The sequence below is a fragment of the Paenibacillus sp. FSL R10-2778 genome (assembly GCF_038593035.1).
Lineage (GTDB): Bacteria > Bacillota > Bacilli > Paenibacillales > Paenibacillaceae > Paenibacillus_AQ > Paenibacillus_AQ odorifer.
Window position 1 is genome coordinate 5,633,721 of sequence record NZ_CP151956.1, and the last position, 26,962, is coordinate 5,660,682.

Annotated in this window: 19 protein-coding genes and 1 tRNA gene; 6 read left to right on the top strand and 14 right to left on the bottom strand. The window is 47.0% G+C overall.

Translation table 11 applies throughout. The features are described 5' to 3' along the window. Nucleotides 1–515: 515 nt before the first annotated feature. Together NST40_RS25315 and NST40_RS25320 are read right to left on the bottom strand one after the other, a co-directional pair. Nucleotides 516–589: transfer RNA gene (locus NST40_RS25315), tRNA-Arg, on the bottom strand. Between the two features lie 209 nt (nucleotides 590–798). Then, complete coding sequence (locus NST40_RS25320; protein ID WP_076305144.1) at nucleotides 799–1,155, bottom strand: hypothetical protein; 357 nt, start codon at nucleotides 1,153–1,155, stop codon at nucleotides 799–801. A gap of 144 nt (nucleotides 1,156–1,299) precedes the next feature. On the opposite strand from NST40_RS25320, the gene asnB reads away from it, so the two are divergent. Next, nucleotides 1,300–3,144: an asparagine synthase (glutamine-hydrolyzing) gene (asnB, locus tag NST40_RS25325; protein ID WP_076129204.1), complete on the top strand. Its 1,845-nt coding sequence runs from the start codon at nucleotides 1,300–1,302 to the stop codon at nucleotides 3,142–3,144. A gap of 99 nt (nucleotides 3,145–3,243) precedes the next feature. Here asnB and NST40_RS25330 read toward each other — a convergent pair whose 3' ends face one another. The 4 genes from NST40_RS25330 to NST40_RS25345 all read right to left on the bottom strand — a co-directional run bounded on the left by NST40_RS25330 (nucleotide 3,244) and on the right by NST40_RS25345 (nucleotide 6,163). Then, entirely contained in the window at nucleotides 3,244–4,080 is an 837-nt protein-coding gene (locus NST40_RS25330) for an aldo/keto reductase (RefSeq protein WP_342410108.1), read from the bottom strand. A gap of 155 nt (nucleotides 4,081–4,235) precedes the next feature. Further along, entirely contained in the window at nucleotides 4,236–4,691 is a 456-nt protein-coding gene (locus NST40_RS25335; RefSeq protein WP_036686965.1) for a cupin domain-containing protein, read from the bottom strand. Nucleotides 4,692–4,793: 102 nt separating this feature from the next. Beyond that, nucleotides 4,794–5,729, bottom strand: a complete 936-nt coding sequence (locus tag NST40_RS25340) for an SPFH domain-containing protein (RefSeq protein ID WP_076129203.1) — start codon at nucleotides 5,727–5,729, stop codon at nucleotides 4,794–4,796. Beyond that, nucleotides 5,729–6,163, bottom strand: coding sequence for an NfeD family protein (locus NST40_RS25345; protein ID WP_076129202.1), 435 nt, complete (start codon nucleotides 6,161–6,163; stop codon nucleotides 5,729–5,731). Before NST40_RS25345 ends, NST40_RS25340 begins: the two co-directional genes overlap by 1 nt. Before the next feature lie 601 nt (nucleotides 6,164–6,764). Between NST40_RS25345 and NST40_RS25350 the strand changes: the two genes are divergently transcribed. Together NST40_RS25350 and NST40_RS25355 are read left to right on the top strand one after the other, a co-directional pair. Then, nucleotides 6,765–8,720, top strand: a complete 1,956-nt coding sequence (locus NST40_RS25350; protein WP_076278018.1) for a glycosyl hydrolase family 18 protein — start codon at nucleotides 6,765–6,767, stop codon at nucleotides 8,718–8,720. 60 nt (nucleotides 8,721–8,780) lie between these two features. Next, the gene (locus tag NST40_RS25355) at nucleotides 8,781–11,213 is read left to right on the top strand and encodes a glycosyl hydrolase family 18 protein (RefSeq protein ID WP_076278019.1); all 2,433 of its coding nucleotides are present in this window, start codon (nucleotides 8,781–8,783) and stop codon (nucleotides 11,211–11,213) included. 393 nt (nucleotides 11,214–11,606) lie between these two features. Here the strand turns inward: NST40_RS25355 and NST40_RS25360 are convergent, their stop codons facing one another. The 3 genes from NST40_RS25360 to NST40_RS25370 form a co-directional block, all read right to left on the bottom strand. Next, the gene (locus tag NST40_RS25360; protein ID WP_076220464.1) at nucleotides 11,607–12,263 is read right to left on the bottom strand and encodes an XTP/dITP diphosphatase; all 657 of its coding nucleotides are present in this window, start codon (nucleotides 12,261–12,263) and stop codon (nucleotides 11,607–11,609) included. Between the two features lies 1 nt (nucleotide 12,264). Next, on the bottom strand, nucleotides 12,265–13,023 hold the full coding sequence (gene rph, locus NST40_RS25365; protein ID WP_036686952.1) for a ribonuclease PH: 759 nt from the start codon (nucleotides 13,021–13,023) through the stop codon (nucleotides 12,265–12,267). Nucleotides 13,024–13,186: 163 nt separating this feature from the next. Beyond that, nucleotides 13,187–14,320: a GerMN domain-containing protein gene (locus tag NST40_RS25370; protein ID WP_179087056.1), complete on the bottom strand. Its 1,134-nt coding sequence runs from the start codon at nucleotides 14,318–14,320 to the stop codon at nucleotides 13,187–13,189. Between the two features lie 268 nt (nucleotides 14,321–14,588). Here NST40_RS25370 and NST40_RS25375 point away from each other — a divergent pair, with 268 nt between their 5' ends. Continuing rightward, nucleotides 14,589–15,197 carry a phosphatidylglycerophosphatase A gene (locus tag NST40_RS25375; protein WP_076129198.1) on the top strand — a complete coding sequence of 203 codons (609 nt, stop codon included), beginning with the start codon at nucleotides 14,589–14,591 and terminating at the stop codon, nucleotides 15,195–15,197. A 1,872-nt stretch (nucleotides 15,198–17,069) separates the two neighbouring features. On the opposite strand, the gene NST40_RS25380 is transcribed toward NST40_RS25375, so the two are convergent. The 5 genes from NST40_RS25380 to NST40_RS25400 form a co-directional block, all read right to left on the bottom strand. Next, complete coding sequence (locus tag NST40_RS25380; RefSeq protein ID WP_076277640.1) at nucleotides 17,070–18,080, bottom strand: MBL fold metallo-hydrolase; 1,011 nt, start codon at nucleotides 18,078–18,080, stop codon at nucleotides 17,070–17,072. A 38-nt stretch (nucleotides 18,081–18,118) separates the two neighbouring features. Then, nucleotides 18,119–18,853, bottom strand: a complete 735-nt coding sequence (locus NST40_RS25385) for a class I SAM-dependent methyltransferase (RefSeq protein ID WP_076277609.1) — start codon at nucleotides 18,851–18,853, stop codon at nucleotides 18,119–18,121. A 152-nt stretch (nucleotides 18,854–19,005) separates the two neighbouring features. After that, nucleotides 19,006–20,697: an alpha-glucosidase gene (locus tag NST40_RS25390; protein WP_076220455.1), complete on the bottom strand. Its 1,692-nt coding sequence runs from the start codon at nucleotides 20,695–20,697 to the stop codon at nucleotides 19,006–19,008. A gap of 71 nt (nucleotides 20,698–20,768) precedes the next feature. Continuing rightward, nucleotides 20,769–22,424 (bottom strand): response regulator, encoded by a 1,656-nt coding sequence (locus NST40_RS25395; protein ID WP_076129195.1) that lies wholly within the window; start codon nucleotides 22,422–22,424, stop codon nucleotides 20,769–20,771. Continuing rightward, on the bottom strand, nucleotides 22,425–24,245 hold the full coding sequence (locus tag NST40_RS25400) for a sensor histidine kinase (protein WP_076186346.1): 1,821 nt from the start codon (nucleotides 24,243–24,245) through the stop codon (nucleotides 22,425–22,427). 238 nt (nucleotides 24,246–24,483) lie between these two features. Between NST40_RS25400 and NST40_RS25405 the strand changes: the two genes are divergently transcribed. Beyond that, complete coding sequence (locus tag NST40_RS25405; RefSeq protein WP_076277610.1) at nucleotides 24,484–25,860, top strand: extracellular solute-binding protein; 1,377 nt, start codon at nucleotides 24,484–24,486, stop codon at nucleotides 25,858–25,860. Nucleotides 25,861–26,067: 207 nt separating this feature from the next. Continuing rightward, complete coding sequence (locus NST40_RS25410; RefSeq protein WP_036679565.1) at nucleotides 26,068–26,952, top strand: sugar ABC transporter permease; 885 nt, start codon at nucleotides 26,068–26,070, stop codon at nucleotides 26,950–26,952. Nucleotides 26,953–26,962 lie beyond the last annotated feature (10 nt).

Genomic DNA, 26,962 nt, shown 5'->3' on the forward strand with positions numbered 1-26,962 from the left:
GTCCGATGACATCGCAAATGTGGCACTTTTCAGCATTTAAGGACATCTGGGTCCGATAGTTGCTGCGTATGTACAAATGTGGGCTAGATGCTGGAAGTTTGATGTTCAATGATGGTTAGCAGCTCAACACACCAAGTAACCAGCATTACTCAGACCGAGGAGGCTCGCGGACTCAGGTGACGTTATTTACTCATTTATCGCCTTTTGAGAAACGTTTCGGACTCCACAGCAGCTATTCTTGAGAAAGCGGCTCTTTTGGGGCACGTTTGGCACCAATAGCGACGATGGAGTCCGATGACATCGCAAATGTGGCACTTTTCAGCATTTAAGGTCATCTGGGTCCGATAGTTGCTGCGTATGTACAAATGTGGGCTAGATGCTGGAAGTTTGATGTTCAACGGTGAATCGAATTTCGACGTTTAGATCAAGAAGGAAGACAAAGCACCCCGTGTGTGACCTCGAACTAAAACTCGCGCACGCAAAAACAGCCTTCCCGAAGGAAGGCTGTTAATTGACGTCCCGGAAGGGATTCGAACCCCTGACCGTGCGCTTAGAAGGCGCATGCTCTATCCAGCTGAGCTACCGGGACATATAAGAAATAAATACTATGTATTGACGCAACGATATTTATTATACCTTATTCAGCGGATTTTTCAAGTCAAAACAACTTAGAAAAATAATAAAAGTGTTTCCGGTGCAGCTTTTTCACACATCAGCGTAACCACAGGAAATGAAAAAAACGGCATTTCTGCCGTCTTTTTCAGCCATTCCAGTGTGCGTTTTACAAACCTTCGATATTTACTCCAGCTTTCGAAAACGCTTCTCCAGCTGCTTTTTTAAATCCCCAAAAGTGAGTACTTCTCGTTGAAACTTGGAATGCTCATCTTCTGGCGACATGAAGTTACTGCCTGTAAATGCACTCGAGGTCACATCTTGAAAAGCGTCATGCATATTGTTATCAAACCAATCGGTGGAGGTATCAGCATCATTAGTCAGAATACGGACAATCTCATATCCTTCTTCACGCCGATCCTCAACGATATACACCAAAAGCGCAGGATCACTAACAGCACCCGGCAAAACACCCACTTCTGCACAAGGCGCACCATCGTACTCCATCATTCTGCGAATTTTGGCGTCTTTAATATAATACACCTGTCATCCTTCCCTCCTGGCAAATTCCCCTCTCCCCTAGTGTTCGGATAAGGACATACATTTTATGCCTTCCTTCGGCATATATCTGTATTACTTGGCAAAAAAGTAAGGACAACAATCGCACAAAAGAGAGGATGAACCATCATGTGCGGAATAACCGGATTTATCCAGTGGCGCGGAGATCTCACTCAGCACTCGCAGCTGCTGGTCAAAATGACTGAAACTTTAGCAAACCGCGGCCCCGATGCAGCCGGAACCTGGATCTCAGGCCCCTGTGCTTTCGGTCACCGCAGACTTAGCGTTATCGATCCGGAGAACGGTGCCCAGCCCATGATCACCCGCCATGAGGAACAGGTATACGCGATTGTTTACAACGGCGAATTATATAACGCCCTCGAACTCAAACAGGAACTTAAGCAGCGAGGGCATCAATTCCGCACCCAGTGCGATACAGAAGTGCTGCTGCATTCCTATATCGAATGGGGGCCGGATTGCGCAGAGAAGCTCAATGGAATCTTTGCTTTTGCAGTATGGGACGGTCTGCGGGACCAAGTCTTTTTTGCACGTGACCGTTTAGGTGTGAAACCCCTGTTCTACAGCAAGGTTGATGATGTCCTAGTTTTTGGCTCAGAGCCTAAGGCGTTGCTGCAGCATCCCAAGGTACAACCAATCGTGGGTCCTGAAGGTCTCGCAGAAATCTTCATCATCGGTCCAGCGCGTACACCGGGTCATGGTGTTTATAAGGATATGCAAGAGCTTCGTCCAGGTCATGCTATGATCTATAGCCGTGAAGGTCTGCGCAGTTATGCTTATTGGAAGCTGGAGAGCGCAAAGCATACTGACAATGAAGCAGAGACAGCCGCTAAGGTGCGTGAACTGCTCCAAGATACACTCGAACGCCAACTGGTCTCAGACGTCCCTGTTTGCTCTCTTTTGTCGGGAGGGCTGGATTCCAGTGCGCTGACGGCACTTGCAGTGGATTACTACAACCGGAATGGTCAGGGACAAGTGGATACTTATTCCGTAGACTATGTAGATAACGACAAACATTTCAAAAGTCATACTTTCCAGCCGGGAGCAGATGGGCCCTGGATTAAACGAATGGTCGATGAATTGAATACAAATCACCACTACATCTCATTCGATACTCCGGAGCTTGTAGAAGCGCTGGATAATGCTTTGTACACTAGGGATTTACCAGGGATGACCGATGTGGACTCTTCTTTGTACTTATTTTGCCGGGAGATTAAAAAGAACGCGACAGTAGCTATTTCCGGTGAAGCGGCGGATGAGATTTTTGGGGGATACCCTTGGTTCCACCGTGAGGAAATGCTCTCCTCAGGCACTTTTCCTTGGTCAGTTGCTCCGAAAATGCGTGCAAGTCTACTTTCCCCAGAAATTAACGAGTGGATTCGTCCACTGGAATATTTGGGTGACAGATATAGTGATGCGGTGGCTGAAGTTCCGAAGTTGGATGGAGAGACGGGAAAACAAGCACAAATGCGCGTCATGTCCTATCTGAATATCACCCGCTTCATGCCTACTCTGCTAGACCGTAAAGACCGAATGAGCATGGGCGCAGGGCTAGAGGTACGTGTTCCATATTGTGATCACCGACTCGTTCAATATGTATTTAATATTCCGTGGGAAATCAAGAATCTGGGGGGCCGTGAAAAAGGGATTTTACGTAAATCTCTTGAAGGCATTCTTCCAGACGATGTGCTCTACCGCAAAAAAAGCCCTTACCCCAAAACTCATAATCCTGCCTATTTAAATGCGGTACGAACTCAGGTATTAAACATTCTGGATGACTCCACTTCCCCCCTACTTCCGCTAATTGATGCTGCCAAAATCCGTGAGATCGCCGCTTCCCCGGAATCCTCAACCAATCTGCCTTGGTTCGGCCAGCTCATGTCCGGTCCTCAGCTGTTTGCTTACCTCGCCCAAGTGGATCTCTGGCTGCGTAAATATAACGTCTCCATCCAATAAGCACGTAGAGAACTGAGGTAACCGACAAGCCAAACAGCAAGTCCCCGTATCCGGTGGCTTGCTGTTTGGCTTGTATTTGCAATAATTACTCTACGATCTTTAAAAATTAAAGTTGTCCGGGTCCGGGCCAAATCGATGGTCTTTGTTCAAGCCCTCGATAGCTTTGACATCCTCATCACTAAGCGTAAAGTCAAAGAATCCCGCATTCTCCTTGATTCGATCCGCTTGTACGGATTTAGGAATCGTAATGACACCTTGCTGCAAATCCCAGCGAAGTACAACTTGAGCAGGGGTCTTGCCATACTTCTCAGCCAACTCGTTTAAGAGTGGTAGATCAAGATTCCCCTGCATTAATGGACTCCATGCTTCAAGCTGAATGCCCTGTTCATTGGCATATTTCAGCAGCTCGCGCTGAGTCAACAGCGGATGGAATTCCACCTGATTCACCACAGGCACCACTCCGGTATCCTCGATGATATCTTTCAGATGATGAACCTGAAAATTGCTCACGCCGATAGATTTGATGAGGCCTTCTTTTTGCAGATGAATTAAGGCCTTCCATGTCTCACGATATTTCCCTGCCACCGGCCAGTGTATGAGATACAGATCTAGATAGTCCAGACCCAGCTTGCGCCGGCTATCCTCGAACGCTTTTAGCGTAGATTCATAACCTTGATCAGGATTTCGTACTTTAGTTGTAATAAACAACTCATCCCGGGCCACTCCACAATCACGAATAGCTTGTCCTACGCCTTCTTCGTTATTGTATCCGGCTGCCGTATCAATACTGCGATATCCTAATTCCACTGCGGTTTTGACCGCATGAATAACCTCTTCGCCATCTTTAGTCTTATACACGCCAAGACCCAGCCACGGCATGGTCACCCCGTCATTTAAAGTAGGACCACCCGAGAACGGTGCATTTAATTCACTCATCGCTTAACCCTCCAAGCTTATTGTTATTTCGTTAAACATACTTAACCTATTTATCCACTTAAGAAGCAAACGCTACCATAAAAAGTATAGCAGATGGCTTCATCATTCCCCAAATCCTTATAAAAAAACGGAGGCGTAAGCGCCCCCGCTCTTCTTTATTTCTCAATTAGTTTGAAATCATCAAAATGGAATTCAGGAGAAACAATACAGGATACCAGCGTCGGCTCTTTGCCTAACGAGCGCGCAGCTTGCCATACTCCCGCTGGAACAACCACTTGTGGCTGCTGGCCTGCAGCAATATCGAGACCCAGAATAACTTCCTGCACATCCTCAGGCTTATCTCCATTACCTCCGAGACTTAGCACGATTGGACTACCGGAATGCCACAACCAAACTTCATCGGACAATACAGTATGCCAATCAGATTGTTCGCCTTCGTGAAGTAAAAAATAAATTGAAGATGCCGAATGACGTGATCCAGAATAGCTATCGCCTAACACTTCCTGCGAAATTTCAAATTCCGAATTCCAAAGTCTTTTGTACCAACCACCCTCAACGTGAGGCTGTAATCCAAGCAGTTCAACTAGCGGTGAAATTTCTTTTTGCGTCACAGTAGCTTCTCTCCTTCAAAGTTAGCATGAACAACAATAGCTTCGTATGCATAAGGTTGTTTTTGCTTTTTACTTTAACGGAATAAGCTCGAATTGTAAAATCTATTTACTGTCCTTGCTCGCTTTGAAGACTTCTGCAATCGCTCCAAGACTTCCCAGCGTTTCAACAGCGCTTGTTGGTAAGAACACTTTATTAGCAGGACCTTTGGCAATCTCAGCCAGAGCCTCGAAGGAACGATAAGCCAGAACATGCTCATCCAGACCTGCCGAACGAATCAGCTCAATGCGTGATTTTTCTGCTTCTGCCACGGCTTGAATCGCTTTAGCCTCACCGTGTGCTTCCAGCTCTTGCGCCTGGCGAGAACCCTCTGCTTGACGGATACGCGCTTCTTTATCGCCTTCTGCTTTTAGAATCTTACTTTGTTTATCCCCTTCAGCGCGTAGGATCATATCCTGCTTGGCAGCTTCCGCCTCCAAAACAATGGCACGTTTGCTCCGCTCTGCTTTCATCTGCTTATCCATCGCTTCCTGAATATCCAATGGCGGTTTGATATCGATAACTTCCACACGCTCGATCCGTACGCCCCACTTCTCAGTAGCTTCATCGAGAGCAAGACGGATGTCCGTCGAAATCTTTTCCCGTCCAGACAAGGTCTCATCCAATTCCAGCTTACCGATGATTTGCCGCATTGTTGCCGTCGAAATGTTTCTTACCCCATACACATAATCAGAAATACCATAAGTAGCTTCCTCTGGTCCAACCACCTGGTAGAAAATAATCGTATCAATCTGCACCTGCACGTTATCCTTTGTAATTACCGTTTGTGGAGGTACATTCGCTTGTTGAATCCGTAAATCATGGTACGTGCGCACCTGATCAATTACAGGAATCAGAATGTTCAACCCCGGTGTCAGCAGACGATTAAATTTACCGAGCCTTTCCACTACGCCTACCCGTTGCTGTGGTACGATTTTGACTGTTAATGCCACAAAAACTACGACCACTACAATAATAATTGCGATAATTGCCCATTGCATTAGTTCATTTCCCCCCATCGTTCTACTTCGATAATCGTCGTGCCTCTTTTCACTACTCTTACAACCTCATCCTTGCCCAGATTCTGATCAGAGCTCGCGCTCCACGTATCTCCGCCTACCTTCACTTGCCCGTAACGTCCCTGCTCTATCGGCTCAACAACTACTCCTTGCCTACCAATGATTTCTGTACCTGTATCCTTGAACCCACGTGAATGGCGAAATCTTGAAACCAGTGGTTTCGAGAATATAGTCAGACCAAGTGCGACCAGTGATCCAAGGACCACCTGAAACAAAATGGCTTCGGGAACAATCAGCGACACCAAACCTGCGGCCAAAGCACCAATACTAAGCCACAATAAATAAAAAGTAAGCGTCATCATCTCAACAACAAACAGGACACCGGCTGCGATCAGCCAAAACACCCACACAACCATCGGTGAGCCCACCACCTTCCGTATGATACTACTATAACGAAAAGAAACATCGATGCGTTGCATAGTTCCATAAATAAATATTTCAGGCATGTATATGATTTATATTCATTACATCGGTGGTTATGTGTTTCTTCATGAGTTTCTTGATAAAAGGCGAGTATACAAATCCAAAAGGGTTCACTTTTTGAAGAGTCGCTATAAATTAGAAAATTCTCCCCCTGTATCACCTGATTTTATCCCTAGCGCAATTGCAAGCTATGCTTGAGAATAAGAGTTACCATCACCCATTTATATCTAATTCATCCTAATTATCCAACTTCCAAACAACCTCCTCTATTCATTCAAACCATACACAGCATGTTACATCTTTTAAAATCCAAGAAACAGCAGCACACAAAAAGCATAAAAGAAAGCGCTTACTGATTGGGTAGGCTTGATTTGGACCGCTGCTTTTTTGCTGCTGAATCTACGAATTGAACTTCAATAGAATGATAGGGACGCCAAGGGTGATGGTGCACTACAACCGACGGGAGGTGAAGGTCAGGACATCTTGCCGAAAAGAATTTCGAACTACACTTTGAATCTAGGAGGTAGAAATTCAATGATCTTCACGAAAAAAGCTTCACGCAAAACCTTTGCAATTGCGATGATCGCCGCGCTTGTTCTGACACTCTTTTCCACCCTGGGCGGCAGTCCCAAAACAGCCAACGCCGCACAGGATTACAAACTGGTTGGTTATTACGCTTCATGGGCCGCTTACGGGCGTGCTTACAATGTAACTGATATCGATCCTACCAAAATGAATGTCATTAACTACGCTTTTGCGGATATTTGTTGGAATGGCATCCATGGCAATCCCGACCCCACTGGACCTAATCCGGTGACCTGGTCTTGCCAGAATGAGCAAGGCCAAGCCATCAGCGTTCCGAACGGTACGATTGTTCTTGGTGACCCGTGGATTGACACTGGAAAAAGCTTCGGGGATGACAAATGGGATGATCCCATCAAAGGTAACCTGAAGCAGCTATGGAAGCTGAAGGAAAAGAACCCGAACCTGAAGACCCTAATCTCCGTTGGGGGCTGGACCTGGTCGAACCGTTTCTCGGATGTAGCTGCGACAGCTGCGACCCGTGAGGTTTTTGCCAATTCCGCGGTTGATTTTATTCGAAAATACAAGATGGACGGCGTGGATCTCGATTGGGAATATCCAGTAAGTGGTGGACTTGCAGGCAATAGCTACCGTCCTGAAGATAAAGAAAACTATGTACTGCTGCTGCAAAAAGTTCGCGAAAAGCTGAATACAGCCGGCGCGGCGGATGGAAAAACCTATCTGCTGACCATTGCTTCCGGGGCAGGCCCAACGTACATCAACAATAATAATCTGGCTGGCATTGCTTCCGTTGTCGACTGGATCAATATTATGACCTATGACTTTAATGGGAGCTGGAACACCACCACCGGACATAATGCTCCGTTGTACTATGATCCCGCAGCTTCCGCTTCGGGCTTAACCGAACCGCAAAATTTTAACATCGATAAAGCGGTAACCTCCTATCTTGCGAATGGTGTACCTGCGAACAAGCTTGTACTTGGCATGGCTTTTTACGGTCGTGGTTGGGGCGGAGCTCCTGCTTCAGGAAACGGCCAATATCAGGTGTCCGCTGGCATCTCACCAACGGGTACATGGGAAAAAGGCAGCTATGATTTCTATGATCTCGAAGCCAATTATATCAACAAAAACGGTTATACCCGCTATTGGAATGATACATCCAAAGTGCCTTATCTCTATAATCCAACAAATCAAACCTTTATCAGTTATGACGACGTAGAATCCTTTGGCCACAAGATCAGCTACCTGAAGTCCAAGGGTCTTGCAGGTGCTATGTTCTGGGAAACAAGTGGTGACCGGAACAAAACACTAACCAATAAACTAAACGCCGATCTTGGTGGCGGAGTGGTGCAGCCGACACCGACACCATCCACATCACCAACACCTACACCAACTGCAACCGCTACACCTACTGCAACACCAACGCCAACTGCAACCGTGACGCCAACCCCAACGCCTACACCGGGACAATGTTCGGCAGCGACCTGGGGTGCAACAACCGTATACACTGGCGGACAGCGTGTCTCCTACAATGGCTCAGTCTATGAAGCCAAGTGGTGGACGCAAGGGGATCGTCCTGATCTTAGCGGAACTGATGGGGTCTGGAAATTCATCAGCGTATGCGGAACAGCGACACCAACACCAACTGCAACTGTGGCCCCAACTTTAACACCTACGGTAGCACCAACGGTAGCACCAACGCCTACCGCAACCGTTGCACCTACGCCTACTTTAGCGCCAACACCAACTGCAACCGTTGCACCTACACAAACTCCTTTACCTACCGCTACGCCTACTTCGGAAGGGTCTAGCTGGGGAACAGGCGTTGCGTACAAAACAGGTGATGTCGTCGCTTACAACGGAAAAACATATACCTGCTTGCAGCCCCACACTTCACTTCAGGGCTGGGAGCCAGCCACCACACCTGCGCTATGGAAGCTCAATTAAAGACTTGCAGGAAGCATCGTTCCTGAAATAACATTATCCCCCTTTGGAGGTATATTAAATATGATTGCAAAAGCACGTGCTAAGCGCAAAATATCCATAAGTTACCTTGCTGCGCTAATGAGCCTAATCGTTCTGGTTCCACTTTACACCGGGACAGGTGCATCCTTACCAGTGGCCCATGCTGCGGAAACAACACCTTCCGCTCCCGCTCCAGCAGCTGATCATCCTCGCAAAATCGTTGCTTACTTCCCAGAGTGGGGCGATCAGGAGAACAAAGGATTTTACACCGTAGACAAGATTCCGTGGGATAAAATTACCCATATTAACTACGCCTTCGCCAAGGTAAATCCTCAAACGAACAAGATTGATCTCATGGACCGTACAGCTGCAATCGAAAAAGACTATCCCGGTCAGCTGACCACCCTGCCTTTTAAGGGGCATTTTAACCAACTGGTTAAGTACAAACAGCTCTATCCTGATGTCCGCACCCTAATTTCTGTTGGCGGCTGGTCGGGTTCCGGAGGGTTCTTCAACATGGCGAATTCGGAAGCCGGGCGAGAAGCTTTTGCCAATAGTGTTGTGGATTTTCTGCGTACCTATCAGTTCAACGGAGTAGACATCGATTGGGAGTACCCTTCTGGCACTGGGCAGTCCGGTAATCCTAACGATTTTGCCGTGGCAGAACCTTTGCGTACAGTTAATTACAACAACTACGTTCTTCTTATGAAAAAACTCCGCGAAAAGCTCGATCTGGCAGGTTCACAAGACAATCAGAAATATGACCTGACTATTGCGGCCACCGCCTCTTCCTGGATTCTTGGGGGCATGAAGCTTGGGGAAGCCAATCAGTATTTAGACTGGGCGAACCTTATGACCTATGATTTCCATGGGGCTTGGAATGGATATGTTGGGCCGCATTCTGCACTGTACCCGGATTCCCGCGATACTGAAACTGCTGCGCTGGGTACTCCGGTTCTGAATACCGACTGGGCGGTCCGATACTATCTTGGAACGCTTCCTCCGGAAAAAATCGTGATCGGAGTTCCTTATTATTCACGAGGCTGGAAAAATGTGAATGGAGGCATCAACAATACCGGCCTTTACGGCACAGCTCCGACAACCGGTGGGGGAGCAGATGGCCAATACGGGATCTGGAATGATCCCGCACCAGAGCAGCCTGCTGGTGCAAATCCGATCTGGCATGTGCTAAATCTGCTCAAAGATCCAGCGAATAAACGTTACTTCGATCCTGTTACCAAAACACCGTACTTGTTCAACGCAGACAAGAAGGTTTTTCTTACGTATGAAGATAAGGAATCGCTTGGCTACAAGCTGGATTACATCAAGCAAAAAGGCTTGGGAGGTATGATGTTCTGGGAACTAACGGGCGATTACTCTGAGCAGAGCGATGGCACTTATACGTATGGCAATTCTCTGACCGATTTTGCCTATGATCAGCTGAAGACAGCCTCGCCGCCGGGCGGAGCTCCTAAGCCGCAGTTGCCTGAACCTAAAAACTTCAACCTCAGCTTCAGCGGCGCCTATGATCATCCGAACTATACCTATTCATTAAAAATAACGAACAATACCGGCACAGATATTTCCGGTGGCTGGAAGCTGGAGTTCGACCTGCCAACAACTACAACCCTAACCTCGGCATGGGGAGCCGGTAGCGTTGAGCAAATCTCCACGGCCTGGGATTTCAACCGCTACCGTATTACAGGTACAGCTACTCAAACTATTGCGAATGGAGCTTCACTTGAAATTCCGGGTATGATGAAGCTGAATTTTTCAGGCGGTCCACAGCGAATCACCCTGAACGGAAACTCGTCCCAACAGGAATACGATAAACTGTACGGAGGCATTACGCCAACACCAACACCGTCTGCATCACCGACAGCAACACCGACTCCGACGACTACACCAACAGCAACACCAACGGCAACACCTACAACAACACCGACTCCGACGGCAACCGTGACGCCAACGCCAACTGTAGCGCCAACACCTACTCCTACGCCGGGACAATGTTCGGCAGCGACCTGGAATGCGGCAACCGCATATACTGGCGGACAACGCGTTTCCTACAGCGGCTCACTCTATGAAGCCAAGTGGTGGACACAGGGAGACCGTCCCGATCTTAGCGGACCGGACGGTGTCTGGAAATACATCAGCGTGTGTGGAACAGCAACTTCTACACCAACGGCAACTGTAGCTCCAACAGTAACACCGACGGTGGCACCGACGCCTACTGCAACCGTTACTCCAGCGCCTACGGTGGCACCGACGCCCACCGCAACCGTAACACCGACGCAAACTCCATTACCGACTGCTACTCCTACTTCGGGAGGGTCTAGCTGGGTAACAGGAGTTGCTTATAAAGTAGGTGATGTCGTCGCCTACAGTGGAAAAACGTATTCCTGCTTGCAGCCTCACACTTCACTTCAGGGGTGGGAGCCAGCTTCCACACCTGCTCTTTGGAAGCTGATATAATCCGGTACTCTCCTTGATTCCAACAAGGAGAACATCCCATTATTAGTGCAGAGGCATTCTCATCCTTTGGGGCTTACGTTACGGACCCAGTTGACGTTATTTACAAATTTCAAGCCTTTGGAGCTGTGTATCGGACTCCAGTGCTGCTATTCCCTATAAAATGCTTCTTTCGGGGTGTTTTTCGTGCCCATAGCGACTTTGGGGTCCGTTCGAATCTCAAATATCGGATAAAGCTGCGTTTAAGGTCAGCTGTGTCCGGGTAGCCGCTTCATACGGGTGAATGTGCTAGAATCGAACGAAGTTTGATGCTTTGTTTAAGGGGAAGGAATAAAAAACGGGGGTGCCCAGCAGCCATTTCGCGGCTTTTGGACACCCCCACTTTTATATAAAAATCTATTCCTGCGATAGGCCGCCTTCGGCTGCCAGTTTTTTCTCCAGCTTTGCCGTCAGCAGTCGCAGTGCAGTTCCTCGATGGCTAATCTGCTGCTTCTCTTCCAGCGTAAGCTCGGCCATAGTTTTTTCATGTTCCGACAGATAAAATAGCGGGTCGTAACCGAAACCGCCAGCACCTGATGGTTCTGAAGTAATCCAACCTTCGACCGCACCTTCTGCGGTTAGCTCCTGCTTGGAAACTGGATCGTACAGCGATAAAGTACAGACGAACCTAGCCGTGCTCAGCAAAGGCTGATCTGTGTCTTCCCCCTGTTTCAATCTCTCTAGCTCGCTAAGCAGCTTCAGGTTATTTTCCCCATCCGTAGCGTCTTCACCGGCAAAACGTGCAGAGTACACACCCGGTCTGCCATCCAAAGCATCTACACAAAGACCCGAATCATCAGCAAGTACCGGAATTCCAAGTGCATCACCTACGGCTTTGGATTTTTTAAACGCATTCTCTGCAAAAGTAGCCCCGTCTTCCACCACATCGGGCAGATGCGGATAGTCATACATACTCTTAACTGTCAGGCCCAGCGGGGCAAAAGCGTGCTCGAATTCGCGCACCTTCCCCTTATTCTTCGTTGCGACAATGAGAATATTGCCCTTGGAATTCATGTTACACCTCTTGGCCCGGCTGGCCGGAAGGGATTTTCAGAGCAATCGCTCCGAGCGCTTCTTTTTGCGCCGCAATCAGTTCATAAATTCCCTTCTCACCTAGACCTAATAATAGGTCCAGCTCTTGACGCGAGAATGGTCTTTCTTCGCCAGTCCCTTGTACCTCAACAAAAGCACCGCCGCCGGTCATGACTACATTCATATCCACTTTGGCTTTGGAATCCTCTTCATAATTCAAATCGAGCAATGTTTTATCCCCTACAACACCTACACTAATAGCTCCCAAAAAGTCTGTTATAGGAAAAACAGCCAGCTTGTGCTGTAGTGCAATTTTATTAATAGCAAATGCCATGGCAACAAAAGCGCCTGTTATCGAAGCCGTCCGAGTTCCCCCATCCGCCTGAATCACATCACAATCCAGCGTAATACTACGTTCACCTAACGCTTGTAAATTCACCACAGAGCGAAGCGCACGGCCGATCAGCCGCTGGATCTCCATTGTACGTCCGGTAAGTTTACCGCGTGCAGCTTCACGTTGATTACGGGACTGGGTGGCCCGAGGAAGCATCGAATATTCGGCAGTTACCCAGCCTTTTCCTTGTCCTTTAAGAAACGGAGGCACTTTTTCCTCTACAGTAGCCGTACAAATAACTTTGGTGTCTCCCATCTCAATGATCACGGAGCCCTCAGCATATTTATTCGTTTGGGTCGTTATTGTCAGCGGCCGTAATTGGTCGTCCGTTCGCCCGTTTGATCTCATCTTTTCTGCCTCCTACATCGTATAGCTAATAGTTTAGTGTGAGTCCCGTTTCCCTGTTGTTCATTGCGGCAGTTCACCGTTCGGGACGTTACGTCTTTTTGAGCAACTTTTATTCTACCAAAGAGGAGGCACAAAAGCATCTTTTAAACCTTAGAAGGTCATTCTATAACGGGAGCTCGTTCAAAAATTCAGGTGCAGAAACAGGTTTGCTATAGTCCACATTGTCAGTGTCGGTAATCGATTGTTTGCCGTTCAAACGAATTTGAACCAGAGCATCTTCCGTATTTTGCGCAACAGTTAGAACAACCGATTCCAGCAATTCGGCAGGAACTTCCTTCCCATCTGCGAACATATCGTCAGTCAAGGATACAGTAACAACACCGTTTTGTCCGGCTTCAACCGAATCAAGTGATGTGCCCTGTGTCATAACCATTTCCAGACCGTCTCCGGATTCAGGTCCCGCAATCAGTTCATTGATAGCAGCAGTCAGCTGTTCTTGCCCTGCGGGTACAAAGCGCGTAACCGGAACATAATATTGGATACCCTCAGGAGATGTTGTGGAAAAATAAACAGTAACCGCACTAGAGTTCATCAAAGATGGACCTTGTTTTGGCAGGTTAATGCCCATTGTGCGGGACAGCGGGCGATCCAGCGGAGTACCTTGAAGCGGCATTTCCGTAAGCTTTTTACCATCTACCCAGAACTGTACACCTTTAATGTCATCTTGACCGGTAAGTGTCCAAGTGATCGCTTCAAGGATTTTGCGTTCATCCGCAGCATCATAGTTGTTAAATTCCGAATTGAACTCAACAACTGCCAGATTCGACTTGTCTACCGTAATGCTTTGCACCTCAGTTCCAGCTGGTAGAATGCCTTGGAAACCTTCTGGCAATGAGGACGCATATTCTCCCTTATTCACTAATGCCATTAAAGAGTTCTTGAGCGTGCCGGAGTCTTTGCTTTTTGGCAGATTTAGCGACACTGGAGCGAGTAAGCCATTTCCATCTTCCAAATATACGGTCGTCCGGTCACCGGAAGCCGTTGCTTTATCCGTTGCTTTAGCGGTTTTGGTGCTGTCCTTCACAACTGCTTGTGCATCATCCTGAGCCACTGGACCAAATACACCTGAATCCAAAGTATTATTTCCCTCTGTCTGTAACATCTGGGCTTCAACCTCAGGTGGCGGAGCATCAATCGATGCTGATTCCGAACCGAACAAGCCGCAACCGGACAGTGCCAGCGGAACTGCGAGTAGGCAGACTGCGGAAATCCCGCGGATTTGTTGCATTGTTTTCATCATTTATTACCCCTTTCAAGGTTAGATACATTTGTACTGCTATGTATACGAGACCTTTGTCCAAAAAATAACAACTGCTTATCCTAAATTGTTGGAAAAGCCTGTGCGCTTTATTTTCAGGTTAGGTTGGATCTAGATTTTAATTCACATAGACTCCGTTTTCTGGACAAATACTTTTTCTAAACGTACAATCTGAGATAACACCAGCGCTTAACATCATGCTAACGAACGTTGTAATGCAAAGACTTAACTTACGAGGTGACTAATCATGGCTGATGAACCAATCGCAAAAATACCTTACAGTCTGAACAGCAAGGCAGTCGCAGATGCGACCAAAATGTGGTTGAATAAGCGTGGAGTGAACCTGCAGGAAATCGCAGAGCTCGTTATGTTTCTGCAAAAAAAATATTATCCAAACTTAACGATGGAAGAATGTGTCCATAACGTTGAGATGGTACTCAGCAAACGAGAAGTGCAAAATGCGGTACTTACGGGCATTCAATTGGACATGCTCGCGGAGGAGGGGAAGTTGTTTCCGCCGCTTCAGGATATGATCGAAAATGATGAGGGATTATACGGAGTGGATGAGATTCTGGCTTTCTCTATCGTAAATGTATATGGCAGCATTGGCTTCACCAACTATGGTTATGTGGACAAGCTTAAGCCAGGCGTTCTTGAACGGTTGAACGACAAAAACACCGGGCAGATCCACACCTTTCTCGACGATATCGTCGGCGCGGTAGCCGCTGCAGCTAGTAGCCGAATCGCACACCGTAAGCAAGCGGAGCGTGAGATAGACCTCGAACTTCCGCATTCGCCTGAGGATCGCGAAGAAGCTGCAAGGAAACTTGCAGAACATGAAAAACAACCAGAGTAACCGGTGTTTTGGGTACACTCTGAGAATTAAAAAGCGATTGTTTCGTAGCCCTTGCGGGTTATGAGGCAATCGCTTTTTTTTAAGGTTGGGTTGGGTTGGGTTGGGTTGGGTTGGGTTGGGTTGGGTTGGGTTGGGTTGGGTTGGGTTGGGACCGTTTTAGGGAAAAACTCCTAAAAAATACCGAAAATTGTTCAAAACCTAAGTTATTAGGGAATTCTTCCCTAATAACTCTACCAAAACCTTAATTTATAGCTACATTCGTAGATTATTAGGGGGAATTCCCTAATATCAGCTCTACACCTCAACAAACCTCAAAAAACAGGGATAAATTCCCTAATTAGTCAATACCAACACTTAGTTACTCGGCAAGATGTGTTTCTACCCACGAATAGCGGCATCTGAGTCCGAATGATCTATGTGACGCATAAGTAAAGTAATCAAATGTTAGTTTGGTTATGTAATCGGACTCAGGTGACCCTATTTCCATAAAACACCCCTGATTCGGACACTTTCGGACTCCAGAGTCGCTATTCACTCAAAAGTGACCAATAACAACCCTCTACACTAGCAATAACGCCTCTCCGGTCCGATACTAATCTCAAAAGTCCTAAAACCCACGAATAGTGGCATCTGAGTCCGAATGATCTGTGTGACGCATGAGTAAAGTAATCAAATGTTAGTTTGGTTATGTAATCGGACTCAGATGACCCTATCTCCATAAAATACCCTTGATTTAGTCACTTTCGGACTCCAGAGTCGCTATACACTCAAAAGTGACCAATAACAACCCTCTACACTAGCAATAACGCCTCTCCGGTCCGATACTAATCTCAAAAGTCCTAAAACCCACGAATAGCGGCATCTGAGTCCGAATGATCTATGTGACGCATAAGTAAAGTAATCAAATGTTAGTTTGGTTATGTAATCGGACTCAGGTGACCCTATTTCCATAAAACACCCCTGATTCGGACACTTTCGGACTCCAGAGTCGCTATTCACTCAAAAGTGACCAATAACAACCCTCTTCACTAGCAATAACGCCTCTCCGGTCCGATACTAATCTCAAAAGTCCTAAAACCCACGAATAGTGGCATCTGAGTCCGAATGATCTGTGTGACGCATGAGTAAAGTAATCAAATGTTAGTTTGGTTATGTAATCGGACTCAGATGACCCTATCTCCATAAAATACCCTTGATTTAGTCACTTTCGGACTCCAGAGTCGCTATTCACTCAAAAGTGACCAATAACAACCCTCTACACTAGCAATAACGCCTCTCCGGTCCGATACTCACCTCAAAAGTCCCAAAACCCACGAATAGCGGCATCTGAGTCCGAATGATCTATGTGACGCATGAGTAAAGTACTCATAGGTTAGTCCGAATGATCTGTGTAACACATGAGTAAAGTAATCAAAATGTTAGTCCGAATGACCTGCGTAACACATAAGCAAAGTAATCAAATGTTAGCCCGAATGATCAGCATGACGCACGAGTAAGTAATTCAATCTGAGCCCGAATGATCAGCATGACGCACGAGTAAAGTAATCAAATGTTAGTCAAATGTTCAGCGGGGCACATAAGCAAAGTAATCAAATTTTAGTCCAAATGATCAGCGTGACGCATGAGTATATATCAAATGTTAGTTGGGTATTCGATCGGACTAAGGAGCTCAATATTCATATAAATAGCACCGAATTATACTCTCTACCTAGTCACTAAAACCAAAACCCAAAAAAGAGCAGTCCCAATAACACAGGACTGCTCTATACCTCTACTAGATCATAACCTTCACATCTAAATTCATTTCATCATTCATCACTCATCATCATCGCTCATCATTCATTTCATCACTCTTCGATCGCGCTAGAAACTCTAACTAACATGGTCACCAGCACTTTCAGATGCTGCAAACAATATAGCACCGTCCGCCTCTATCATCACTGCCCGCTCCCGGCGCATCAGCTCCGCCAGATGCGCCAGTGTCTCACTCATCGCAAAGCGCATCTGGTGAACGGTGGTTACCCGGCTGCGAAACAGAATTTCGCAGACGGCGAAGCCGCTCAGCGGACCGTTTGCGAGCAAGGCTGCAGCGGCATCCAGCCGCTCCTCATGATGAGCGAGCAGGCTGCTGACCCGGTGCGCGAAGCCCGTGAACGGTTCCCGATGACCCGGGAACGCCATGCTGACCGGGTAGCTCCCCAGCTCCCGCAGCCCCTGAAGAAACGTCTGCAGCGGCTGTGGATCGCTGCCTGGAAGCAGGCTGACATTGGGCGAAATCTGCGGCAGCACAGCATCGCCGCAGATCATTTGCCCGCTGCCCGCATGATAGAAACTCACATGTCCCGGTGCATGTCCGCCAGTAACAATCAATTTCCATTCACGGCCACCCATCCCGAAAGGCTCTACCTCATTCAGATAAGTTACAACCGGCTGTGGCTCTACTTGAGCGTCAAAGCTCTCCAAATGCGCTTTAATTCCACTCGACCATTCCTCCGACATTCCGTGTCTGATGAAATATAACGGCAAAACTTCATTGATATCCGTGTTACTGCCCCACATCAACATCGCTTCGGCATAAGCACGTTCAGTCACCCATACTTTACATCCGGTCTGCGACTGCAACCATCCCGCCAATCCATAATGATCGGGATGATGATGCGTTACGACGATATCCCGCACGTCCTTCCACGACAATCCCAGTTCCTGCAGGATCGCCCGCCAGCATTTTTCTGTCTCCGGGCTACGCGGACCGGGATCGATAATAGTAATTCTGCCATCCTCATCGGGCAGAATATAACTGTTCACTTGACGAAGCGGCGAGTCCATGGGCACCGAGACCTGAAGAATGTTCTCGTCCCATGAAGTGATATCCGCCTTAGACATGGTGCGATCACCGCCTTTGAATCTTTTTCCTGATACCATTACGATCGAATTCCACTAAAAATCATCCGCGTGGAGCTTTCTGCATTATAAACCTCATCTTCATAGCTGCCATGCACAGCTTCGAGCTGTAAACCCGCTTCCTCGATCATTCCGCTGAATTTCTCCAAAGAATACAGCTTCACACGTTCATGATATTGACGAGGTGTAGAATCATTCTTAGAGGTTAAAATGATGTCCTTCTTCACATACCCATCCTCGATCCGCCGCGACTCATCAATCAGATTCTTTCCATCCTCACGGGTAGAATACGGCACCAGATGACGAATCACATACGCAGGGTTCAGATAATCAATAACAAACTTGCCACCCGGCTTCAACATCCGATAGATTTCACGCAAAACCTTTACCTGCTCCTCATCCTCTTCAAAATAACCAAAGGAAGTGAACAGATTAACCACAGCATCGAAACCTCCAGTTAACGGTAGGTCCCGCATGTCAGAACGCAGCCAAGTTACCTGCTCCGCTCCTTTTTGAGATCTTGCCTCACGCAGCAATACCTCTGATAAATCTACTCCAGTTACCTCGTACCCTGCTTCCGCAAGCGCCAGTGAATGACGTCCCATCCCACAACATAAATCCAGCACTTTGGAGCCTGGCGGTAGTCCCAGCCACGAGATCATTCGTTCAACTTCTTTACGAGCTCCACCAAAGTCTCGATGTTTGTATACGACCAGATAATCCTCTCCGAAGCTCTTTTCATACCATTCAGTCATGTTGTCTCTCCTCCCACAGGCGTCTTCCTGTAACTCCACTCTATGTATGTTAATGTATCGCCATTGTACAGTCTTTTACTCACAAACTCAAAGAAGAGTTGTCACAGTGGAGCGCTCAGCCCCTTCATGACAACTCATTCCTGTAGCTTCCCTTACACAAGCTGCTGCAAATATACTCGTGCTTCATAAGGACGAAGTTTAAGCGGTTGGATCTGCTCATCTTTTTCCACGGAATAATTAGAAATTAACAGCTCAATATTGTCTGGTTGGAACTCCGCTGGCCATTCGAATACAGGCTCTCCATCATAAAAATTCAGAATAACCAGCAGCCGCTGATCTTCTAATGTCCGAGTATACGCATATATCTCTGTATGCTCTGCGAGCAGCAGCCCGTAGGCTCCATAAACGATGACTTTGTGTTTTTTTCTCAGGGCAATCAGCTGTTTATAGTAGTTGTAGATGGAATCGGGATCTTTAATCGCATTGCCAGCGTTGATCTCCATATAGTTGGAATTTACTTCAATCCAAGGAGTGCCCGTCGTAAAACCACCTGCGTGACCATCGTCCCACTGCATCGGGGTGCGGGCATTATCCCGGCTTTTATAATGAATGGCAGACATAATCTGCTCTTCTGGAATGCCGTTTTTTCGCTTTTCTTCATAATAATTAAGCGTCTCTACATCCCGGTACTCATCAATGGATTCGAAACAGACATTCGTCATTCCAATTTCTTCGCCTTGATAAATATAAGGTGTGCCTTCCAGCATGTGAATGAAGGTCGCCAGCATTTTAGCCGAAGGAATCCGGTAAAAAAGGTCGTTCCCAAACCGGGACACTGCGCGCGGCTGGTCATGGTTGCAGAGATAATTCGCATTCCAGCCTTTGTCATGCAGAACCGTCTGCCAATTACTCATAATCTTTTTCAGCTCCAGTAGACTCCACGGGACGACATCCCATTTCCCACTACCTGCCGAAGCGGCATCCAGAAACATATGCTCAAATTGAAAAGTCATATTCAGCTCCCGGCGACCATCACCTACATAATCTAGCGCCTGCTCCGGTCCAAGTCCTGAGGTCTCTCCTACCGTCATAATATCGTAGAAATAAAGCACTTTATCATATAAATTCTGTAGCAGGGTATGCACATCTGCCAGATTGGAGAACATTCCATAAGCCCTTACGGTACGTGTTCCACCTGGATTATCCGCATCCGGGTAACCTTTCGTCTTCACGATATGTGCAATGGCATCAAAGCGGAATCCGTCCACACCCTTCTTCAGCCACCATTCCACCATCTCATGCAGCTTATCAATGACCACCGGATTCTCCCAGTTCAGATCAGGCTGATATTTGGAATAGAGGTGAAGGTAATATTCATCGGTCCGTGGATCATGTTCCCACACCGAGCCACTGAAATAAGACTCCCAGTTATTCGGGGGACCTCCATTTTTTCCTTTTCGCCAAATATAGTAGTCCCGTTTCGGATTGTCCTTCGACGATCTGGATTCAACAAACCATGGGTGCTCATGTGACGTATGGTTCAGAACCAAATCCATCATCAGCTTCATCCCACGTGCGTGCATCTCCCTCAGCAAACGGTCAAAATCATCCATCGTGCCAAATTCCTTCATAATGTCACAGTAATCACTGATATCATAACCGTTATCATGGTTTGGTGATTTATAAATAGGGCAGACCCAAATCACGTCTACACCTAAATCCTGCAGATAATCCAGTCTGGATATGATTCCTTGCAAGTCTCCAATCCCATCTCCGTTACTATCCATGAAGCTAATCGGATAAATTTGGTACACGACACTCTCTTTCCACCATTTCGGGTTCATTTCTCGGTTACCTCCTATTTAGCTATATGTAGAGTTTAACCACACAAAGCCTAGTAGATAACAATTTACTCCTACTTCCCTAGTCCCTTTTGATATTGTGAGGGCGTAAGTCCGGTCCATTTCTTAAAAGTAGCACTGAAGTGGCGTTCTTCCCCGTAGCCTACTAACTTTGCAACAGCGTACATTTTTAAGTTTTGGCGGAGCAGCTTTTTTGCCTCTTCTACCCGGTACTGATGCAAATAATCGAGAAAATTCACACCCAGCTCCTGGCGGAACAGTGAACTTAAATAAGTATTAGATACATAAGCTTCCTTCGCAACATATTCCAGAGACAGATTGGTATTATATTTGTTACGGATGATCTCAAGCGCTGTAACTACTGTTCGATGCAGAGGGCGATGTTTAGAAAAAGCTTCCACCACATTCTGCATGATCTTATTCAGGATCGTAGATAATTCCTCCAGCGTCTCGATCTGTGGTGCCTGCTCCATCCAATTGACCAAATGCTGCTTCCATTCAAATCCAGCTACTTGTTTTTCCTGCGCAAGCCTCTTAAGGCGAACGACAAAAGCTGTTGCCCGAATATTCACCTCCTGCTTGAGGCATCCGGGGTTTCCGCGAAAACGTTCCAGCCACTGCTCCAGAAGATCGAGGGCAAGCTCATTACTTCCTGCACCGACTGCCACAAGCATCTCATCCTCCAGCACATTTAATTCAGGATCATCTAAAATCCCGATCTCCTGTGCGCCACCCCCAATAACTCCTGAACCTTCTGTAAAAAAATAAACGCCGCCTTTCCCGTTCAGAAAGCGGGATTCCATGGCCTGAAGCGCTTCTTTATAAGACAGATGAGCTTCCGAAATATCCGCACGACAGGAGCCTACAGCAATACTGATTGACAGCTTGAGGTATTTCTCCAGATTGCTTTGCAGCATCCCAATCTGCTCTTTTAAATAGATGGGGGTTCGGTAAGACTTGCGGGAATCCGTTCCAGCTAAACCACTGCCGATCCAGAGCAGGAGATTGCCATCATGGAAGGTCTCGATTTTTCCTTTATAGATAGGAGACAAGGTCTCACTAATAATATTTAGGGCCGCGTAACGTAAAAGTACAAAATCCTGTCCAGACCCACCGGCAGAGGGAGGATCAAAATCAAAGCTGACCAGCCCAATCTGCGGACCTTCGTGACTAATAGCCATAGCTAACTCACCGATCAGCTCCTGCCGCCGCTCCAGCGGAACCGGAGGATGATGAATCCATTGGGACAGCACTTGGCTTTTGACAAGCGGTGCATTTTTATGCCAGGAACGATCTCTTTTTAGCTGCTCATTCTCCTGACAACGCTGCCTTTCAATTAGCTCCTTAGCCTTTAGTACCGTCTTCAGAATTTCCTCCGGCCGGCACGGCTTCAGCACATAATCGACAACCCCCAGCGCAATCGCTTGTTTCGCATAAGAGAACTCATTGTATCCAGATAAAATAATCGAGCGAAAGTCGTAACCGCGACGCCGTCCAGCTTCGATTAGCTCCAGACCATTCATCTGCGGCATGCGGATATCCGTTAACAATAAATCCGGCTGTTCAGACTCCATCAGAGCCAGCGCTTCACTTCCGTTCCCCGCTTCGCCCATTACCTCAATCTGATGCGAATTCCAGTCAATCATATTGACGATACCCTCACGGATGGTGTCTTCGTCTTCAGCAATCAGCAGCTTCAGCTTCATCATTTAGGGACCCTCCACAGTGATATGAATGATAATACGTGTGCCTGCTCCTTCTACACTCTCTACTTGCAATGAGGCTCCGGCAAAAAACAAAGCTAAACGTTCCTGTACATTCGAGAGTGCAAACCCCGAACGTCCAGCATTCTCCTCTTCCTCCGAGATAGAGCTTCCTCTCGCTAAACGCTGATGTAGCTCCTGAAGTCTTTCCGGCGTGATTCCCACCCCGTTATCTTGAACTTCGAGCACAATAGTCCTATCTTTGCGGAAGGCGCGAATCGAGATTAGTCCGCTTCCAGCCAGTGGCTCGATCCCATGAATCACTGCATTTTCCGCCAGTGGCTGGAGCAGCAGCTTCGGAACTGTAAAATCCTTGATACTCTCATCCAAGGTAATTTCGAACTCAAAACGTTCTCTAAACCGATTTTTTTGCAGGAACAAATAATTCTTTACAAGCTCTACTTCCTGTTCCAATGTAAACGTATCCCGCCCATCATTTAAGCTCAGCCGGAATACTTGAGAAAGCGAATAGACCATATCCGCTATTTCTTTGTCGCCCTTCTTCTCAGCTTCCCAACAAATCGTATTCAGCGTGTTATATAAAAAGTGCGGCCTGATCTGTGCCTGAAGCGTTTTCAATTCTGCTTCCTGCTGCTTCAGTTTGGAGGCATATACATCATTGATGAGCGATTTGATCCGCTGAACCATTAGATTATAACCATGGCCCAAGAGACCAATCTCATCATTTCCTTCAAAAAATACGCGCTGCGTGAAATCCCCTGTCTGGAATCTGCGCATGGAGCGGGAAAGCTTTTTCAGCGGTTTCGTTATTGAGGCAGCGGCGAGCCAGGTAACCATTAAGCTAACTGCTAAGCACAGAAAAGCGATCGTCACCGTGACCTGTGAAATCTGCCCCAGCTCTTTGACAAGCTGCCGTTTGGAATGCACCACCACTACATACCAACCCGTCGTTTCTGACTGCAGATGCGAGACAATCCACTGTTTGTGATCCGCTGTAGACTCCAGTCTCTGCTCTAGGTTCAACTTAGGATCGCTGTCCGCGAAATACGGAAGATCAAGGTCTCTTTTGCCGATCCAGCTCCGGTTAGAAGCCGTAATGATGAGCCCGTCTCGATCTACCACAAACATATCTACATCATCTTCAGAGTTGTCTAGATATTGGCTTCCAATCTTACCAGCATCGACCCCGATCACCGCTAGCCCTGCCGGTTTTAAAGTATATACATTCTTGATAATTCTGGAAAGTACAATCTTATGATAATGATCACCAACAAATATGCCATCCGTGGGTCTGGACAATCCAAAGGTTGGACTGCCTGCGGCTTCAACGGCTTCCTTGTAGTACGAGGTTTGGACAAAGTTAGAGAACTTCATGCCAGTCGTCAATCCGGCTTGGTTCGCAGCAAAAGGCTCCGCCCCGTTATTCTGGTCTTCCAAAGAGTATAGAATCAGGGATTGAATCGAATTGCCAGCGACCATCAGGTTGGTGACCGTTTTAAATACGGAATTACGTTCTTTTTGTGCTTCTGATGACACTAAGAGCCGCTGCACACTTTCATCCAGAAAGAGTGTATTGGAAAAAGAAATCATTCCCCTCACCATCTCATCAATCTGCTCTGCTGTTTTTCGGGTCAGGTGATCCTGTGACTGCTTCATTTTCTCCACCACCTGCTGCGAAGAGATCTGATAGGAGTTCCACCCCATAGCAAATATAGTCACGAGAAGCAGCGGCACAAACCATAATAACAGCTTAAACTGGAGCGGAAGATGGCGATAACGGCTTAATAAGCGGATGTTTCGATTCATGAGAACCACCTTCATGTATAATCAATAAATGTGTAAACCAAGTATAACTGAAATCATTAAACCCTGAACCAGCTTTTTACAATCACTGAAAAATGCCTACATAGTTCTTAAATATGGACCATGTTTCTATTGGTCATAAACTCTTAAGATGGGGATGCAAGAAGAAACGACATTGTCGTCCTCGTTTGATGACAGCCGTTCTCGTGGAAATATATCTCATAAAAAAGGTGGGTTTTTGATGAAAGGTAAAGGAATAAAGCTAGCACTTATGAGTCTAATGCTACCAGCTCTGCTGGCAGGCTGCGGTGGCGGAAATAACAATGCGAAAGCTACCAATGCACCTACAAATGACAAGGCCGAAGCTACTGCCGAAGCAACAGTTAGTGCAGGGGAAAACACACCCGCCGAAAAAATCACACTGAAGTTCTTCACCGCGCTCGCGGATCGGGCCAATGGTTCAGGTAAGGTAGAGCAAGACATTATCGATGCTTACATGAAAGAGAACCCTAACGTCAAGATTGAAGTGGAAGCGCTTCAAGATGAGCCTTACAAATCAAAAATCAAAGTGTATGCCTCCAGCAATCAGCTTCCCGATATCATTCAAGCCTGGGGTCAGCCCTCCTTCCTGAGTCCGCTGCTGGATAACGATCTACTGCTTGAACTGAACAGTGCTGACTTCGAAGGTAATCAGTTTGTGTCCGGATCCATGGACGGCTTCAGTAAAGACGGTAAGCTTTACGGCTTGCCGCGTGGTGCCGACTACATGGTGATGTACTATAACAAAAAAATATTTGCTGACAACGGCATCGAGGTTCCAAAAACAACAGATGATTTGCTTGCCGCCGTCAAAACACTTCGTGCCAAGAAAATTAACCCGATCGCTATGAATGGTATGGACGCTTGGACACTGCCTATCTGGTATGAATTTGTAGCCCAACGTCAGACTGGCGATTTCAATACAATGGATGAAGCTGTTGCACGTAAAATATCCTTTACAGATCCTAGTCTGGTTGCAGCTGCAACTGAAATGCAGCAATTCGCCGATGCTAAAGGTTTTGCCGATGGCTGGCTGACTGCCGATTACGGTGCTGCACGCAACTTGTTCGGACAAGGGCAAGCTGCCATGTTCTTTATGGGCGCTTGGGAGTCCGGTCTGGCAACAGACGAGAACTTCTCTGAAGAATTCCGCAATAACGTAGGTGCTTTCGCATTCCCAGCTTCAGCTAAAGGTAAAGCAACCGATGATGCCGCTTGGTATGGTGGTGGATATGCAGTCAGCAAAAACTCCAAACATGCTGAAGCCGCTGTTGATTTCTTGAAATATTTCTTCGCTCCAGAGCATTGGTCTAAAATGCTATGGCAAGCTGGCGCGGGTACACCTGCGCAGCAATTCGATCAATTCCTAACGGGTAACGAAACCCAGCTGCAAAAAGAATTGATTGAAGTGTTCAGCTCCATGACCTCTTCCAGCGGTACTCCACTGCAGGATGTGGGTGACGATGAGTTCAAGCAAAAGGTAATGGAGGCGCATCAAAGCCTGCTATCTGATGCGATTACCCCTGAAGAATTCGCCAAAGCACTGGATGCTGCATCCGATAAATTCGCTGGTAAATAAACCAGAGAACTACAAAAAACATGAACCTTAGCGCTCCTGAAGTAAGCTTATAGATGGCAGTGCGCAAACCCCGGCTTCCCCCAGAGGCCGGGGTTTTGTTTTCGAAAAAATGTATACACCGATCTGAAATTTACGGCATGTTCCGGTGCCTGGCTTCCCGTTACGATGGTAATAGATAGATTACTCTTTAAAAGGACGGAGATTTCCATGCACAGAGTGTTAAGCGACAAAAAAGCGATATTCTTACTCATCGCACCTGGACTGTTCCTATTTGCTTTTATGATCTGCATCCCTATCTTCATGAGCGCTTATTACGGTTCTACGGATTGGGGCGGAATCGGCAAATACAATTTCATCGGCTTTGATAACTACCGCGAAATTCTATTTCATGACAAAGTGTTCTGGAGATCGCTGGTCAATGCCCTGCTCCTGACCGCTGCCACTGTATTTTTACAACATCCCTTTGCCATTCTCATGGGGATATTCCTAACCAATTCCGGCAAATACGAAAAAATATTCCGGACGATCTTTTTTATCCCCGCTGTAATTTCCGTCGTCGTCACAGCCAAGCTGTGGACCGGAATTTTCCATCCGAACTACGGACTGCTTAACAAGCTGCTAAGCGGAGTTGGATTGGACGCACTTACGCATGATTGGCTCGGTGATCCGAAGACAGCCATCTGGTGCATCATCATTGTTGTTATGTGGCAAGGCTTTGGTTATGCACTGCTGCTGTATTATTCAGGTCTGCAAGGCATTCCGGAAGATTTAAGCGAAGCCGCAAGAATCGATGGCGCCAACAACTTTACCCTCTACACGCGTATCATCATTCCGCTGCTTTCGCCGATGATGCGGGTTGCCATCATCATTGCCGTCACCACCTGTCTTAAGCAAATGGAAACCGTATTCTTAATGACCAACGGTGGCCCTGCAAATAGCACACAGTTCCTAGGGAACTATCTGTACAAAACCGCCTTCTCATCATCGCTATACGGCTATGGTAATGCCATTTCGATTCTGTTTATTGTGTTCTGCCTGATCCTAACCGTTATCCTCAACAAGATTTTAAAGAAAGATATCGGAGAATTTTAAAGAAACCCTG

Excerpts from the sequence above, each read along its gene's own strand:
- asnB (WP_076129204.1), top strand. The coding sequence starts at position 1,300 with ATGTGCGGAATAACCGGATTTATCCAGTGGCGCGGAGATCTCACTCAG.
- NST40_RS25330 (WP_342410108.1), bottom strand. The coding sequence starts at position 4,080 with ATGAGTGAATTAAATGCACCGTTCTCGGGTGGTCCTACTTTAAATGAC.
- NST40_RS25340 (WP_076129203.1), bottom strand. The coding sequence starts at position 5,729 with ATGCAATGGGCAATTATCGCAATTATTATTGTAGTGGTCGTAGTTTTT.
- NST40_RS25345 (WP_076129202.1), bottom strand. The coding sequence starts at position 6,163 with ATGGTTGTGTGGGTGTTTTGGCTGATCGCAGCCGGTGTCCTGTTTGTT.
- NST40_RS25350 (WP_076278018.1), top strand. The coding sequence starts at position 6,765 with ATGATCTTCACGAAAAAAGCTTCACGCAAAACCTTTGCAATTGCGATG.
- NST40_RS25355 (WP_076278019.1), top strand. The coding sequence starts at position 8,781 with ATGATTGCAAAAGCACGTGCTAAGCGCAAAATATCCATAAGTTACCTT.
- NST40_RS25360 (WP_076220464.1), bottom strand. The coding sequence starts at position 12,263 with ATGAATTCCAAGGGCAATATTCTCATTGTCGCAACGAAGAATAAGGGG.
- rph (WP_036686952.1), bottom strand. The coding sequence starts at position 13,023 with ATGAGATCAAACGGGCGAACGGACGACCAATTACGGCCGCTGACAATA.
- NST40_RS25370 (WP_179087056.1), bottom strand. The coding sequence starts at position 14,320 with ATGAAAACAATGCAACAAATCCGCGGGATTTCCGCAGTCTGCCTACTC.
- NST40_RS25375 (WP_076129198.1), top strand. The coding sequence starts at position 14,589 with ATGGCTGATGAACCAATCGCAAAAATACCTTACAGTCTGAACAGCAAG.
- NST40_RS25380 (WP_076277640.1), bottom strand. The coding sequence starts at position 18,080 with ATGTCTAAGGCGGATATCACTTCATGGGACGAGAACATTCTTCAGGTC.
- NST40_RS25385 (WP_076277609.1), bottom strand. The coding sequence starts at position 18,853 with ATGACTGAATGGTATGAAAAGAGCTTCGGAGAGGATTATCTGGTCGTA.
- NST40_RS25390 (WP_076220455.1), bottom strand. The coding sequence starts at position 20,697 with ATGAACCCGAAATGGTGGAAAGAGAGTGTCGTGTACCAAATTTATCCG.
- NST40_RS25395 (WP_076129195.1), bottom strand. The coding sequence starts at position 22,424 with ATGATGAAGCTGAAGCTGCTGATTGCTGAAGACGAAGACACCATCCGT.
- NST40_RS25400 (WP_076186346.1), bottom strand. The coding sequence starts at position 24,245 with ATGAATCGAAACATCCGCTTATTAAGCCGTTATCGCCATCTTCCGCTC.
- NST40_RS25405 (WP_076277610.1), top strand. The coding sequence starts at position 24,484 with ATGAAAGGTAAAGGAATAAAGCTAGCACTTATGAGTCTAATGCTACCA.
- NST40_RS25410 (WP_036679565.1), top strand. The coding sequence starts at position 26,068 with ATGCACAGAGTGTTAAGCGACAAAAAAGCGATATTCTTACTCATCGCA.